This window comes from Sporosarcina siberiensis, assembly GCF_042681925.1.
GTDB classification, from domain to species: Bacteria; Bacillota; Bacilli; order Bacillales_A; family Planococcaceae; genus Sporosarcina; species Sporosarcina siberiensis.
In genome coordinates this window covers 175073-190156 of the sequence record NZ_JBHUGI010000002.1, presented here as the reverse complement: position 1 = coordinate 190156, position 15084 = coordinate 175073, and the positions used below count along the sequence as shown (strand labels likewise).

The window sequence follows — 15084 nt, the reverse complement described above, 5'->3', positions numbered from 1 at the left end:
AGGGAAGGCCTCTTTTCTAGGATTGGTTGTGGTGACTTAATTCTACCAAGAAAAGGTCTTCCTTTTTGTATTTATTCATTTACACAAGATATTTTACACTCTCTTATTGATATACCAGATAGTGTTAAGTGACACAGATAAGTAAAAAGAGCAGTATATATAAATACCATTGGGATCCGGTTGTAAAAGGGGCCTTTTTCTTTTAACAACATTTTAGTTGACATAATATATATTATCGGAAGCTATGTATCATGTTGAAGCATACTTGAAACAGTGAGATAAACCGAAAAAATTGAAGAAAATTACATAATTAAAGAATTCTATATATGATTAGATTCATGATATAAACAAACAAATGACTAATTGTTTACGATTCAGCTAGTTACGATCTTCGCCGGATGAAACCTTTAGTCATTAATTACTCATTGACAGCATCATTATTATTCGTAAATACGTTACCTTGCTATCAACAGAGTAAATACTAATGTATTTCAAATTATAAAAGTTCCTTTTGCTTATTTTTCTGAACCTATCTTATACTACTTCCCTACACAAAAACCGTTGCAAAAAGCTAAATGCTCTTTGCAACGGTTTTTTCTGGTTGTTCTAAAATGATATTTCTTCGTTTCATTTGAATAAAAAACAATAGCGTTAAACTTAAACTAATCATACCAAACGTTACTACCATCAATTGTAAACCAATAATATCTAAAAATGCCCCTGCTGTTAGCAATACTACTTGGAACATTACACGTTCCAACATATTTCGGAACGAAAAAAATCGGCCATGAAATTCTTTTGGCATTTGTTTTTGAAAAATAACCATTGCTGTTGGGAAAAAACAGCCTAATGCAAATCCGAGCACTGCAAACGCACTTAACGTCAAGAATTTACTTTCTGCAAAAAACAGCATAAATTCAGCAACGGCAACCATTGTTGCAAAGAAAAATAAGATAACTGTTGTTTTCCATACTTTCGAAATGTATTTCACAGCAAAGGCTCCAGCCATAAATGCAATTCCTTCGAATGTATAAATTAGTCCTTTAATAGATGCGGAATCTTGGATTTCACTTACATTAATAACGATTAAATTAAAAGAACCGATAAATAATAGCGGTATTAGCGTCATAATAAGAGTCATGCCAACAGCCGGATACTTTTTCAATACTGGGAAAATCTCCATGAATCCACCGGATTTTACGGATGAGCGCACTTTTGCGACCCGATCCTCCCCTTCGTCTATACGAAGCATCATTGTAAATAATAAAAGTCCAGCATATGCGATTATAGAGACAACATAAAGGGACATCAATGACCAGTAAACAAGCATAATACCCGCGAGTGCTGTTCCAATAACACGAGAAATAGTAGCTACATTCATATGCAATCCATTCATTGTTAACAAATCATCATCCTTTACAACAAGCGGAATTGTTGCTTGTAGTGCAGGGAAATAAAATGTTGCTGCAAGCTGAATACTAATCATAAAAGCAACCATCCACCAAATTGAATCTTGTGAAATTGCAATAAGCATAAATACAACACTAATCATGCGTCCAAAACCAGAGACTAGCAAAACTGTTTTCTTCTTTGATTGGTCAATTATTTTACCTGCAATTGGCCCTGCAATTAGACCCGCAAGAAGACCTACGGACATTATTAGTGCTTTCATAAAATCGGATGGAATTCTTTCTTGCATAAATTCCAAATTACCAATAATACCCGTCCATAATCCCAATCCTGCAATCATTTCGCCGGTTAAAATAATCCATATGTTACGGTTTTTCCACATTACACAATCCCCGTTCTATTCTTTCGTTTAACGAATTAATAATTAGTATACGTTAGAAAAAAAGAAAAGTCACGGGGCTTTATTCCCGTGACAATTGCTGTTTATTCAATTTCTGCTTTAGGATCTTTATAAATATGTGTGACAAATCCATCTTTTTTCTCATCGGTAACAAAACTACCATTTGAGGAACGGTCAGCGGCTCGGAGTGAACCTGCAAGTAAAGCTGTTTTATGTTCTTTTTCTGTGGAAAGTACTATGATTTCATCATTTGCAACCATTTTGGCACCCACAATACGATGTGGATTTGTTTTCAGTTCCTTCAAAATAAGCTGTCCACGCAAAGCTCTGGAACTAATTTCAAGTTCTTTTATACCCATTCGTTTTACAGAACCACGCTGGGTTGCTATTAGTAGTGAAGGATTCTCACTACTGATGACTTCCATTGCAACAAGCTGATCATCATCTTTTAAGTTTATACCTTTTACACCCGCAGTTCGGATGCCTGTTACAGAGATTTCAGTTAGTGAAATACGCAGTGCATATGCTTGATGTGTAATAAATACGATTTCTTCATCACCCTTAAGAAGGCGTGCTTCAATCATCGTATCCCCTTTACGAATGCCCATACATTTAAATGTTCTAGAAAATCTTCGAACTTCATAATCAGCAAGTTTGGATTGTTTGATTAATCCATTCGCTGACGCGGTTACTATATTTACATCATCTACAAAATTCTCAATTCCAATTACAGCTATAATTGACTCATTTTGCTCAAGAGGAATAATGCTTGATATATGCTGTCCAAGATCTCTCCAACGTATGTCAGGAAGCTCATGAACAGGTTGATGCATATAGTTGCCTAAGGAAGTGAACATTAGTAAATGATGCTGTGTATTCATTGGTGATTCATATAACATGAAATCGGATTCCTTCATATCATGACCTGTACCATTAGATGCACTATATGAGCGAACGCTAGTCCGCTTTATGTAACCATCTTTAGTAACAGAAACAATGACTTCCTCGCTAGGTATTAATATATCAAGATCAACTTTAATTTCTTCAATTTTCTCTTGTATAATAGAGCGTCTTGGTTCCGCAAAGTTTTTACGTATCTCAAGAAGTTCTTTTTTTATGATATTAGAAAGCTTTTTATCACTTTTTAATATCGCGTCGAGCACTTCGATTTGTTTACGAAGTTCTTTATCTTCATTTTGCAGCTCAGTAATATCTGTATTTGTAAGTCTATAGAGCTGCAAAGATACGATTGCTTCAGCTTGAATTTCAGAAAACGCAAATTCATTTATTATATTATTCTTAGCGTCTCGTTTATCTTTAGATGCACGAATTGTCTTAATCACTTTATCTAAAACTGATAATGCTTTCATAAGACCTTCAACAATGTGCAGACGATCTTGTGCTTTTTGAATATCAAAACGTGATCTACGTGTAACTACGTCTTTTTGGTGTCCAATATATGCGTCTAGAAGCATTGGAAGTGACATTAGTGTGGGTCTACGTCCGGATATTGCAATCATATTGAAATTATAGGTTACTTGTAAATCTGTATTCTTTAACAAATACTGTAAAATACCGTTTGCATCTACATCTTTTTTTAGTTCAACAACAACTCGGAGACCCGTTCGGTCCGATTCATCTCTAACATCCGCAATTCCATCAAGCTTTCGGTCAATACGAAGTTCATCCATTCTTTTAACCATATTGGCCTTGTTTACATCATACGGAATTTCTGTCACTACGATTTGTGATTTTCCACCTTTTAAAGGCTCAATAACAGACTTTGCTCGAATGATAATTCGACCTTTACCTGTCTCATATGCTTGTTTAATACCGTCTGTTCCTTGAATTGTTGCGCCTGTAGGGAAATCGGGTCCTTTAATAACCGTCATTAATTCATCTACAGAGACGTCAGGGTTATCCATACGCATTAAAACAGCATCAAGTGATTCATGCAGTGCATGTGGTGGAATATCCGTAGCATATCCCGCAGATATTCCGGTTGAACCATTTACCAATAGATTTGGAAACCTAGATGGTAGAACGGTTGGTTCGGGTTCAGTATCATCAAAGTTCGGTATGAAATCTACTGTATTTTTATTTAAATCACGAAGCATTTCTCCCGCAATTGGGGAAAGACGGGCTTCTGTATAACGCATTGCTGCAGCCGAATCACCGTCAACTGACCCGTTATTACCATGCATTTCAACCATCATATGTCTGAGTTTCCAGTTTTGACTCATTCGTACCATCGCTTCATATACGGATGTATCACCATGAGGATGATAATTACCGATGACATTACCGACAGTTTTCGCAGATTTACGGAAAGCTTTTTCATGTGTATTACCTTCATGAAACATAGCGTAAAGAATTCGGCGTTGTACTGGTTTTAAACCGTCCCTTGCATCTGGTAACGCTCGGTCCTGAATAATATACTTACTATATCTCCCAAAGCGATCCCCAACTACCTCTTCTAAAGGTAGGTCTTGAAAGCGTTCTGTTGATGTCATTCAAAATCCCCCTCAACATGCAGAAATTCATTATCCAGTATATTGTGATCTTCTTGCTGACCAAAATCGACATTTTCTTCAATCCAACGTCTTCTAGGTTCTACTTTGTCACCCATTAATGTTGTAATGCGTCGCTCTGCTTTTGCTCCATCATCTATCGTTACTCTTATAAGAGTTCTAGTTTCAGGATTCATAGTTGTATCCCAAAGTTGATCTGCATTCATCTCACCGAGACCTTTATACCGTTGAAGTAAATACCCTTTACCCACTTTAGCAGTTGCCTCGTCCAAATCATCATCAGTCCAAGCATAAGCAAGCTTTTCAGTTTTACCTGCTCCTTTAAACACTTTATAAAGTGGTGGTAGAGCAATAAACACTTTACCGGCTTCAATTAAAGGTTTCATATAACGATAAAAAAACGTGAGCAAAAGAACCTGTATATGCGCACCATCCGTATCGGCATCCGTCATAATAATAACTTTGTCATAGGCAATATCTTCTACTTCGAAGTCAGCCCCTACACCACCGCCAATTGCATGGATGATCATGTTAATTTCTTCGTTTTTCATGATATCTTCAAGTTTCGCTTTTTCTGTATTTAGTACTTTACCTCTTAGTGGCAGTATTGCTTGGAATACACGGTCACGTCCTTGTTTTGCAGAACCGCCCGCAGAATCACCCTCCACAAGATAGAGTTCATTTCTAGCAGCATTACGCGACTGTGCAGGAGTTAGTTTTCCAGAGAGCAATGTATCTGACCTCTTACGCTTCTTACCAGTCCTGGCGTCTTCCCGTGCTTTACGTGCTGCTTCTCGTGCTTGTTGCGCACGAATTGCTTTTCTTACAAGAGATGCGCTTAAATCTGCATTTTCTTCAAGATAGTAAAGAAGCTTTTGTGCAATTACTGAGTCGGTTACTCCTCTTGCTTCACTTGTACCTAGTTTTCCTTTTGTTTGGCCTTCAAATTGCAGAATTTGTTCTGGAATTCGGACAGAAATAATTGCTGATATCCCTTCACGAATATCAGAGCCCTCAAGGTTCTTATCCTTTTCCTTTAACAAACCTGTTTTTCTAGCATACTCATTGAAAATACGAGTGACTGCTGATTTTGCACCAGTTTCATGTGTTCCTCCGTCTTTCGTACGAACGTTATTAACAAAAGAAAGTATTGTTTCGGAGTATCCATCACTAAATTGGAACGCAAATTCAACTTCGATTCCGTCTGCTTCACCGTCTAAATAAGCGACTTCATGAAGTACATCTTTTTCTTCATTCAAATACGATACGAATGCTTCTATACCTGTTTCATAGAAAAACGTATCTGTTTTTTCCGTTCCTTCTTCTTCTAAATTAATTTCTAAGCTTTTTAATAAGAAAGCCGACTCACGAAGACGTTCACTCAATGTATCGTATTGATATTTTAAAGTCGAAAAGATTGTTGGATCTGGTTTGAAGTGAATCAGTGTGCCTTTTTCGCGCGTTGTTCCAATTTGTTCAAGTGTCGTCGCAGGTTTTCCACCGTTTTCAAAACGTTGTCGGAACTTATGCCCGTCACGAAAAATTGTCACTTCAAGCCATTCTGAAAGCGCGTTAACTACAGCTGCACCCACACCATGTAAGCCACCACTTGTTTTATAGCCACCTTGACCAAATTTTCCACCGGAGTGAAGAATGGTAAGAATAACTTCAGTTGTGGGTTTACCTGTTTGGTGAATCCCTGTCGGCATACCTCGACCATAGTCACGTACACTAACACTTCCATCAGCATGAAGCTTAACATCTATTTGCGATCCAAATCCGCCTAATGCTTCATCAACCGAGTTGTCTACAATTTCATAAACAAGGTGATGAAGTCCACGAGTATCTGTTGAACCTATATACATACCCGGTCGTTTGCGAACAGCATCCAAACCTTCGAGGATGTGTATTGAATCGTCATCATAAGTAAAATTTTCTTGTTTTTTTGTCAATATGTCGCCCCCATAAAACGAATGTTCTCTAGTATATCATCGTACTGCTTCCTGAAAAGGTTGTCAAATCAACGTTCTGGTAAGCTTGCTCAATTAATTGTATAGAAGAAAATCAAAACATGCAATGAAGAGTATAAAAATAGGTACGGAATAATTTACTTTTAATGAATTAATCACTAGAAAAATCCTGTGTTTTCCTTCGACTTCGAATAAATATAAATTGTCGCTTGTACATAGTTCTGATAGACTGAAACCATTGAAGTAACTAAGGAAAAAGGAGTAGAATATGGAACTTATACTAATTTTACTAGCAGCATATTTACTTGGCTCAATACCCTCAGGCTTATGGGTCGGCAAACTTTTTTATAAAATAGATATCCGTGATCACGGAAGCGGTAATCTAGGTGGGACGAATACGTTTCGAATATTGGGTAAAAAAGCGGGTTTATTTGTAACAACTCTCGATATTTTGAAAGGATCTGCAGCTACTTTACTGCCACTGTTACACTACTTCAGTGAAACTGCAGTAAACCCGCTTATCTTAGGGATGGTCGCAGTAGTTGGACATATGTTCCCTATTTTTGCTCGGTTTAAAGGGGGCAAAGCTGTGGCTACATCCGGCGGGGTTGTATTAGGGGTAAACTTGCCACTTTTCATCCTCGTGTTAGTTAGTTTTTTCATCGCATTAAAACTAACGAAAATGGTATCACTTTCTTCAATGATTGTAGCTGTTGTAGGGTTTATCTATAGTTTAATTTATTATTTCCAAACGGGTGATTTTTATTTATTGATTGCAATTGGACTATTTGCCTCATTCATTTTTTATCGGCACCGATCAAATATAGGAAGAATTAAAGCTGGAACTGAGCCTAAAGTAAAGTGGTTATAATACAATTGAAATCCAAAGGGTAGGTGTTACGATTGAAGATTGTAATTTCTGAAAAAGCACTAAGTTGGTTTAAGGAAGAAATGGAAACAACACCAGGTGACGCAATTCGTTTCTTCGCAAGATATGGTGGGTCAAGTCCACTACATACAGGATTTTCACTAGGTGTGACAAAAGTACAGCCTGATGATGCCGCCTTTAAAACTGATCATGATGGCACGCTTTACTATATCGAAAACCGTGATGAGTGGTTTTTCCTTGAACACGATTTACATGTAAACATTGATCCTAAACTTGATGAACTTGTTTACTCATACAAAAAAGCGTAATGGTGAATAACCTTTACGCTTTTTTATTTGTACTTTTCAAAAGCATTTGGAGAGCCTTTTTATCAATTTTTCCTACATGCGTTTTTGGTAATTCTGGTAGTATTATTACTTCTTTCGGTATTTTATATGTTCCTAAAAACCGTTTGCAGTGTTCAATTGTACGTTCCTTGTTTAATATAACCCCTGCTTTTAAAGAAATAAATGCGATAATGATTTCGCCCCATAGCAAGTCTTCTTTTCCAAGGACTGCCGCTTCACTAATACCATTGATCTGCAATAATAATTGTTCAACTTCTTGTGGATACACATTTTCTCCGCCTGTAATGATCACATCTTTTTTTCGTCCAACGATATAAAAGTCCCCGTCTGTATCGTATTTAGCCAAATCACCTGTTCGCAACCAGCCGTTATCTAATGTTTTTGTCGTTTCAATTTTGTTTTCCCAATACAAACTAAAAACATGCGGTCCTTTAATATATAGCTCTCCTACTTCTCCCATCCCACACGGAATCCCTTCTTCAGTCAATACTTTGACTGAATTTAATAACATACACTTTCCGACGGATCCAATTTTTAGAATAGAATCCTCTGATCGTATAAAGAAGTTATTTGGACCAGCTTCTGTGAGGCCATAACCTTCCTTAAAATTCAGTCCTTTATTATGAAATGCGTGATAGATCAATTTTGGACAAGGCGCTCCCCCTGATATAAAAACATTCATCGTTGGAAATGTAGATTCCTTAAAATATGTTGTATGAATCATTGAATGATACATCGTAGGAACAAACAAAGAAATCGTTGCTTTATATGTATCTGTGGCTTTTAATGCCTCTTCACAGTCAAATGTGTTTCCAATAACAACTGTACCTCCTGCCATCAAAAGAGGCATACTTAGTGCGTTAATACCGCCCGTATGAAAAAGTGGCATATAATTAATTGTGACATCTTTTTCGCTTAAACCCCAACTGGCAATAGTATTGACAGCATTTGCATTAATGGCTTTCTTAGATAGTACTACACCTTTTGCAATTCCTGTCGTACCTCCAGTATAAATAATCATCCACGGGTCTGTACTAATAGTTCTTACTGGATTCAGTACACTCAAATCTAATTCTATATGATCAATTGAATTCAAAAGAATTTTCGTGTGAAAATGAACTTCCTCGATTTTAGATTGGTAACTAGCATGGAACAATAGAATTGAAGGTGTACAGTCATTTAGAAGATTGTTAATTTCAAAATGACTTAACCTCCAGTTCAGCGGGACATAAATAAGCCCCCTTAACTCACACGCAAACATTAGTGCAAATAGGTCTGGACTGTTCGGTGCTAGGATTGCGACACGCTCACCTTTTTTGTATCCATTCAATTTAAAATAGGAGGCCCAATGATGAATGCGACTTTTAAGTTTCGCATATGTCCAAGTTACACCTGAATGAAGTTCGATAAATGCTGTCCTATTATTTGAAAGTGCAGTTCTCTTTATTATCCATGTCGATTCATGATCCACTCATTAACGCCTCCTATCCGTTACATTAATATGCCGCCGTCTACATGCAAAACATGCCCGTGCACATAGTCTGATTCTTCACTTGCAAGATATAAATACGCATTAGCGATATCTCTAGGTGTCCCGAGCCTTTGTAAAGAAACAGCAGACTTCATTTGTTCAATTACTTTTTCAGGCATTTTACTAACCATTGAAGTGACAGTAAAGCCCGGGGCTACCGCATTTACATTTATACCCCTTCTACCAAATTCTTTTGCCCATGTTTTTGTTAATCCAACGACGGCCGCTTTTGTAGCCGCATAATTCGTTTGTCCGAAGTTCCCATAAATACCACTTACCGATGATGTATTAATGATTTTTCCATACCCTTTATCCAACATATACGGCACAATTGCTTGAGTACAGTTGAAAACTCCTGTTAAATTGACATCTAAAACGGCTGCAAAATCGACGGGATCCATTTTTACAAGTGTTGCGTCCCTAGTAATTCCAGCATTGTTTATTAAAATATCAATCTTTCCATAGGTTTCGATAGCTAATTCTACACAGCTTCTAATATTCTCTCGGTTTACGACATCTAATTGAATAAATAGGACATCAAAACCTTGCTCTTTAAGTAATTGCTCCTGAGCTTTTCCAGTAACTACATCAAAATCAGCCATTATTACTTGTGCGCCTTCTTCTGCAAAACGTTCACATGCAGCAAGACCAATACCATTTGCTCCCCCTGTAATCAATGCAGTTTTACCTACTAGCCGCATTACTTCATCTCCTCATTCTAAAAAAGTTTCAATTACTTCCTTAAGGTTGTTTATATTGTCGATTAAAGGCGAATGTCCGCTATTTTCTAACGAGATGTAGGTTGCATTTGAACTTAAGTCTTCGACAATTTCTTGTGTCATTTGTTCAGTTACAACATAGTCACGATCTCCTCTTAAAATCAACACTGGAATTTCAATGTTTTTCGCTTGATTCGTACCTTTTATCAGACCATTGTGATGTGCACTTATATTAAAGGTATTCAGAGAATAGTATACGTCCACAAGATTTCTCTGCGTGAGCATATCATCGACATATTCTTCATATTTTTCTTCAAGCGGTTTGTTGTGAGTGTATATTAATGTGTTCCAAACCGCTTGCAATCCTACACGATTTTTTGTGTCATACAACCCTTGCAGCGCCAACGTTTTCCCAACATCATTTTCTACTTCTGTGAGTGTAGTTAAACGAGATTCCAAATCGGGTGTACCGTCTGCCTTTGTACCAAAAAACGGATACCCACGAGTCGATGCAGAAGCTAGTAAAACCATTTTCTTACAAAGCCCAGGATAATCTGCTTCAAATTGCATACACACTGCACCACCTGTTGACCAACCAATCAAGTTGAAATTCGATAAATAAAGCGCGTCCACAAAGCCCTTTAAATCATCCGAAAAGTCTTTGATTCGAGTGATGCGCTCATTATAGGAGGACCCCCCAAATCCACGTAAATCGATTGCATAAATCGTATATTCGGGATTTAGTACATCTATAAGTAGATCCCAGTGTTTGGATGATGTCATATTTCCATGAATGAGAATGATTGTTTTTTCTTCACCTAACCTTACTCTATAAGCAATTTGCTCATTGTTTGGCAACCATACTGTTTGAAGTGTCATTCAATCGACCCCTTTATTATTGTTTACCCCATTTAACTGTGATAGCTCCCCATGCATATCCGATACCTGCACTAACCAGCACAATCACATCTCCATCTCTTAGCTTTCCTGCCTTTTCAGCAAGTTCCAGAGATAGGATTTGATCGATTTGTCCAATATGACCGTATTCATTTAAGTACGTTGTATTCATTTCTTGTAAACCAAGTTCATTTAACACATAATCATGAGCAGATTTTTTCATATGCAATATCGCTAAATAGTTGATATGTTTTTCTGTGAACCCGCTCTTTTCTAATGAAGTACGAATCACTTTCAAGAAATTTTGCATGGATTTCTGCTCTAATCTTGCTTTCATTCCAACGGGATCAAGGACATCCAGTCGGTACAATCCACCTTCTAAGTCTTCAGCTGTTAAGGGAGTTTTTGTTCCACCTATTGGGACGACAACGTCTTCAGAAAAAGAACCATCCGTAACTATATCCGATTCCATTAGGACGTTTTCCGAATGACCTCTTTTAAGTATCATAGCTCCACCACCGGCACCTAAATTAAACATAAAACGGGTCCTCTCATTTGTATAATCAATGAAATCTCCATTTCTATACCCACCGGCGAGTAATACTGTTTCAATAGCTGGATCGGTTTCCATCATACTTTTCGCAACTTTCATAGCCATAATTGTGGTTCCACATCGCTGCGCAACATCAAATCCCCATGCATGATATGCCCCTATCTCTTCCTGAATTTTAATAGCGGCCGTCCATAGTGGATATTCTTTATGTTCCTCCCCAATGTAAATAATCAAATCAATGTTTTTCGGGTCTACATTTCCTTTACGAAGTGCATCCTGAGCTGCCCAAACTCCCATTGCAACTGTGTGATCATCTTTTCCTGGAATTGGTTTTTGTAAAATTCCAAGCTTGTGTTTAACAACTTCAACAGGTATATTCGATAGTTTTGCAATTTCATCAGCAGATATTGTCGTTCTAGGTATATACACACCAGTGCTCACAATTCCGATATCCATTACAAAACCTCCTTCTCACGGTCTTTTGTAGATGTTTTTGAGCTTTGGGTTCGTCGCTTCCAAAGTTTTTCACGAACGGTTCCAACAACGCCTTTAGGAAAGAAAATCACTACTAATATAAATAGTATTCCAAAGAAAATGATCCACCTTTCAAAAATAGGATAATCTTTGGCAAGACCAGATAAATAATGTTGTGACAATTCAATAATTCCCGCACCAAGTATTGGACCAATCAGTGTACCAACACCACCAATAATCGTCATTAGCAATGCGTCTAGAGTAATATCCAGTGATAGAACGCTTGTATTTACAAATCGTAAGGATACGGCATACAGTGATCCCGCAAGACTTGCGACGATACCGGCTACAATTGATGCAATTACTTTATAGTGTAATGTATTAAAACCATGTGATAATGTCCTTTGTTCATTTTCCCGAACGGCTACTAACACTCTTCCAAACGGTGAGTTTACAAAGCGCCGTAAACAGTAGTACACGAGTACTAAGCACAATAACGTCATACAATAAAACATGATTCTGTCCTTAAAAAATTCAGGTGCTTTAAATGTAAATCCATCATTTCCATATGTTACAGTTCGCCATTTTTCAGCAAGAACTAAAAACAATCCGGAAATGGCTAACGTAAACATTGCGAAAAAATGTGTTTTTAATCGTAATGTTAAGAGTCCTATGAAAAAACTTACAATCCCAGCAATTAGCATGCCTACAACAATAGAGAGTAAGAACACGCCCATTGTTGGCTCAATTCTCTTTAACATTACCGCTGTTGTATAGGCCCCCATTCCAAAAAACATTGCATGGCCAAATGAGACGATTCCTGTATAACCGAGTAAGATATCATAGCTCATTGCTAGAATTGAAAATATAAATATTTGTGTAAGTAATATCGTCCATGTTCTTGATTCAGACACGAACGGAAAAACAGCAAGTGCCAGTACAATGATTATTAAAAATATGTTGTTCCACTTAAAAGTTCTCTTCATGTCGTCACCCCTTTGCTGTGAATAGACCTTGCGGACGGAATATTAATACGATTGCCATAAGGATCATATTGACCGCAAGTGATAGAACTGGAACGTAGTACGCCATATAACTCCCAATTAATCCAACTAAAATTGCAGCAAGTAATGACCCTGGAAAACTTCCCATTCCTCCAATTACGACGACAATAAAGGCGAGTATGGCAAACTCCATACCCATCTCCGCATAAATAACACCAGAGTAAGGGGCGAACAAGACTCCACCTAGTGCCGCAAGAGCTGAACCCGTCATAAATACAAGTAAGAAAACCCGTTTAATATTAATGCCAAGTGCCTGCACCATGTCTTTATTGATAACACCTGCACGAACAATCAGCCCGATTTTGGTGCGCTTTAAAATGTATTGAAAAATACCGAATACGAGAAAACCTACGATAATGATAAACAAGCGATATTTAATAATTAGAACGTCTCCAAATTCCCAGCTTCCCGCGAGATATGGTGGTACTTTAGCGGCAATTTGATTTGGACCCCAAACGACCTTTAGCATTTCAGATAGTACGAGCATAAAACCAAGTGTTATTAAGATTTGTTGCACATGATTTCCGTACACAGGTCTAATAATGAGCCTCTCCGTGACGAATCCAAGAGCTGCACCTGTTAGAATTGCACCTAAAATCCCAAGGAAAAAACTTCCGGTGATACCGTAAAACCAAACTCCAGAAAAAGCTCCCCAAGCAAAAAGTCCACCATGTGCAAAGTTTAAAACACTCATTAGACCGAAGATTAGAGTCAATCCAGAAGCAAGTAGAAAAACAAGCATACCCGTTGCCAAACCGTTCACTGTTAAATTTATGAGTAGTTCCATCGCGCAACCCTCCCTAACCTATTCCTAAGTATTTGCGTTTAAGTTCCTCGTTTTGAATTAAATCCTCCATAATGCCTGAATGCACCGTTTCTCCATCATCAATAAGTGTGTATGTATTTCCAATTCGACTCGCCATGATGAAGTTTTGCTCAACAAGGACAATTGTTGTGCTTTTTTTCATTTCGGTGATCGCTTCCATTACCGTTTCAATGACTATTGGTGCAAGCCCTTTTGAAGGTTCATCAATTAAAAGAAGCTTGCTATCATTGACAAAAGCTCGAGCCATTGCAAGCATTTGTTTTTGACCTCCAGACAAATGTCCAGCATCCTTTTTCCAAAACTTTTTCAAATCTGGAAACAACTCTAAAACATACTCTTGTCTCTTAAATGCCGCTTCATTTTCTACTCTCATAGCAACTTTCATATTTTCTTCAACCGTCAAGTCACCAAAGATGCCCTGATCTTCAGGCACATAGCCAATACCTAAATTCGCAATTTCGTATGTTGCTTTTCGAGTAATATCTTGTTCATTAAAGATCACTCTTCCTTTTGTAGCCGGTGTTAATCCCATAATTGTTTTTAGTGTCGTCGTTTTACCTGCGCCGTTACGACCGAGTAAGACGCTTACTTCTCCAATTTTCGCTTCAAAATTAATTCCTTGTAGAATATGATACTGCCCGATATGTGTATGAACCCCTTCAACTTTCAGTAAGGTTGTCATCGTAAAGACCTCCCAAATAAGCATTTTGGACGGTTTCATTGTCCATGATTTCCTGCGGGCTGCCATCCGCAAGAAGTTTCCCATTGAACAAAACCATAATCGAATCCGATAAATCGAGAATCATGTCCATTTTATGTTCTATTAGTAAAATTGTTTTATCTCCCGTATTTTTGATATGTCGAATGACATCTAAAATTGCTGGAACTTCTTCAAGTGACATCCCTGCTGTTGGCTCATCTAAAAGCAAAACCTCTGTATCCAATGCAAGTAGCATGGCAATTTCCAATTTCCTTTTTTCTCCATGGGATAGCTGACTGGCTAATACAAACTCTTTTCCTGACAGGAGAACTAGATCTAGTAACTCTTCCGCCTTTTCAATTAAATTCTTATAACTAAAATAATTACTAAACATTTGATATCTGATTTTTTCCTTTGACTGCACAGCAAGTCGCACATTTTCTAAAACAGTTAAGTTTGGAAAAACATTTGTAATTTGAAAGGAACGACCCAGTCCCATTCGTGTACGGGTAACCGATGAGGCATTTGAAAGGGCCTTACCTTTAAAATAAACCTCTCCTTCCGTTGGTTTTAATTCACCACTGATTAAATTGAAAAATGTCGTCTTACCAGCACCATTTGGTCCAATGATTGATTTAAAATGCTTATCCGGCATTGAAAAGTTCACATGATCGACTGCAGTATGACCACCGAAACGAATCGTCAAATTCTCAGTTCTTAAAATAGGCTCCATACGTATTCTCCTTTCATCTGTCCCTCTCCATAACATGAAA

General features: G+C 37.5%; 13 protein-coding genes. 2 read left to right on the top strand and 11 right to left on the bottom strand.

Going from position 1 to position 15084, the window contains the following annotated elements; translation table 11 throughout:
• Positions 1–571: 571 nt before the first annotated feature.
• The 3 genes from ACFSFY_RS01170 to parE all read right to left on the bottom strand — a co-directional run bounded on the left by ACFSFY_RS01170 (position 572) and on the right by parE (position 6293).
• A complete protein-coding gene (locus ACFSFY_RS01170) occupies positions 572–1792 on the bottom strand; it encodes an MFS transporter (protein WP_381535333.1) in 1221 nt (406 codons plus the stop codon).
• Positions 1793–1893: 101 nt separating this feature from the next.
• On the bottom strand, positions 1894–4323 hold the full coding sequence (gene parC / locus ACFSFY_RS01165; protein ID WP_381535332.1) for a DNA topoisomerase IV subunit A: 2430 nt from the start codon (positions 4321–4323) through the stop codon (positions 1894–1896).
• Complete coding sequence (gene parE / locus ACFSFY_RS01160) at positions 4320–6293, bottom strand: DNA topoisomerase IV subunit B (protein ID WP_381535331.1); 1974 nt, start codon at positions 6291–6293, stop codon at positions 4320–4322. Before parE ends, parC begins: the two co-directional genes overlap by 4 nt.
• Before the next feature lie 286 nt (positions 6294–6579).
• Between parE and plsY the strand changes: the two genes are divergently transcribed.
• Positions 6580–7182: a glycerol-3-phosphate 1-O-acyltransferase PlsY gene (gene plsY, locus ACFSFY_RS01155; protein WP_381535330.1), complete on the top strand. Its 603-nt coding sequence runs from the start codon at positions 6580–6582 to the stop codon at positions 7180–7182.
• 32 nt (positions 7183–7214) lie between these two features.
• Positions 7215–7508: a HesB/YadR/YfhF family protein gene (locus tag ACFSFY_RS01150; protein ID WP_381535329.1), complete on the top strand. Its 294-nt coding sequence runs from the start codon at positions 7215–7217 to the stop codon at positions 7506–7508.
• A gap of 13 nt (positions 7509–7521) precedes the next feature.
• Here the strand turns inward: ACFSFY_RS01150 and ACFSFY_RS01145 are convergent, their stop codons facing one another.
• Genes ACFSFY_RS01145 through ACFSFY_RS01110 form a run of 8 tightly spaced genes read right to left on the bottom strand, consistent with a single transcriptional unit; the run spans position 7522 to position 15044 of the window.
• The gene (locus ACFSFY_RS01145; protein WP_381535328.1) at positions 7522–9018 is read right to left on the bottom strand and encodes an AMP-binding protein; all 1497 of its coding nucleotides are present in this window, start codon (positions 9016–9018) and stop codon (positions 7522–7524) included.
• Between the two features lie 20 nt (positions 9019–9038).
• A complete protein-coding gene (gene fabG / locus ACFSFY_RS01140; RefSeq protein WP_381535327.1) occupies positions 9039–9779 on the bottom strand; it encodes a 3-oxoacyl-ACP reductase FabG in 741 nt (246 codons plus the stop codon).
• A gap of 12 nt (positions 9780–9791) precedes the next feature.
• On the bottom strand, positions 9792–10676 hold the full coding sequence (gene phaZ, locus ACFSFY_RS01135) for an intracellular short-chain-length polyhydroxyalkanoate depolymerase (protein WP_381535326.1): 885 nt from the start codon (positions 10674–10676) through the stop codon (positions 9792–9794).
• Between the two features lie 16 nt (positions 10677–10692).
• Positions 10693–11703, bottom strand: a complete 1011-nt coding sequence (locus tag ACFSFY_RS01130; protein WP_381535325.1) for a 3-oxoacyl-ACP synthase — start codon at positions 11701–11703, stop codon at positions 10693–10695.
• A complete protein-coding gene (locus ACFSFY_RS01125) occupies positions 11703–12707 on the bottom strand; it encodes a branched-chain amino acid ABC transporter permease (protein ID WP_381535324.1) in 1005 nt (334 codons plus the stop codon). Before ACFSFY_RS01125 ends, ACFSFY_RS01130 begins: the two co-directional genes overlap by 1 nt.
• Before the next feature lie 4 nt (positions 12708–12711).
• On the bottom strand, positions 12712–13572 hold the full coding sequence (locus ACFSFY_RS01120; protein ID WP_381535323.1) for a branched-chain amino acid ABC transporter permease: 861 nt from the start codon (positions 13570–13572) through the stop codon (positions 12712–12714).
• 13 nt (positions 13573–13585) lie between these two features.
• Positions 13586–14293, bottom strand: a complete 708-nt coding sequence (locus ACFSFY_RS01115; protein WP_381535322.1) for an ABC transporter ATP-binding protein — start codon at positions 14291–14293, stop codon at positions 13586–13588.
• Entirely contained in the window at positions 14271–15044 is a 774-nt protein-coding gene (locus ACFSFY_RS01110) for an ABC transporter ATP-binding protein (RefSeq protein WP_381535321.1), read from the bottom strand. The genes ACFSFY_RS01115 and ACFSFY_RS01110 overlap by 23 nt, the downstream gene beginning before the upstream one ends.
• Positions 15045–15084 lie beyond the last annotated feature (40 nt).

Coding starts and splice junctions, on each gene's coding strand:
- ACFSFY_RS01170 (WP_381535333.1), bottom strand. CDS start 1,792: ATGTGGAAAAACCGTAACATATGGATTATTTTAACCGGCGAAATGATT.
- parC (WP_381535332.1), bottom strand. CDS start 4,323: ATGACATCAACAGAACGCTTTCAAGACCTACCTTTAGAAGAGGTAGTT.
- plsY (WP_381535330.1), top strand. CDS start 6,580: ATGGAACTTATACTAATTTTACTAGCAGCATATTTACTTGGCTCAATA.
- fabG (WP_381535327.1), bottom strand. CDS start 9,779: ATGCGGCTAGTAGGTAAAACTGCATTGATTACAGGGGGAGCAAATGGT.
- phaZ (WP_381535326.1), bottom strand. CDS start 10,676: ATGACACTTCAAACAGTATGGTTGCCAAACAATGAGCAAATTGCTTAT.
- ACFSFY_RS01130 (WP_381535325.1), bottom strand. CDS start 11,703: ATGGATATCGGAATTGTGAGCACTGGTGTGTATATACCTAGAACGACA.
- ACFSFY_RS01125 (WP_381535324.1), bottom strand. CDS start 12,707: ATGAAGAGAACTTTTAAGTGGAACAACATATTTTTAATAATCATTGTA.
- ACFSFY_RS01120 (WP_381535323.1), bottom strand. CDS start 13,572: ATGGAACTACTCATAAATTTAACAGTGAACGGTTTGGCAACGGGTATG.
- ACFSFY_RS01115 (WP_381535322.1), bottom strand. CDS start 14,293: ATGACAACCTTACTGAAAGTTGAAGGGGTTCATACACATATCGGGCAG.
- ACFSFY_RS01110 (WP_381535321.1), bottom strand. CDS start 15,044: ATGGAGCCTATTTTAAGAACTGAGAATTTGACGATTCGTTTCGGTGGT.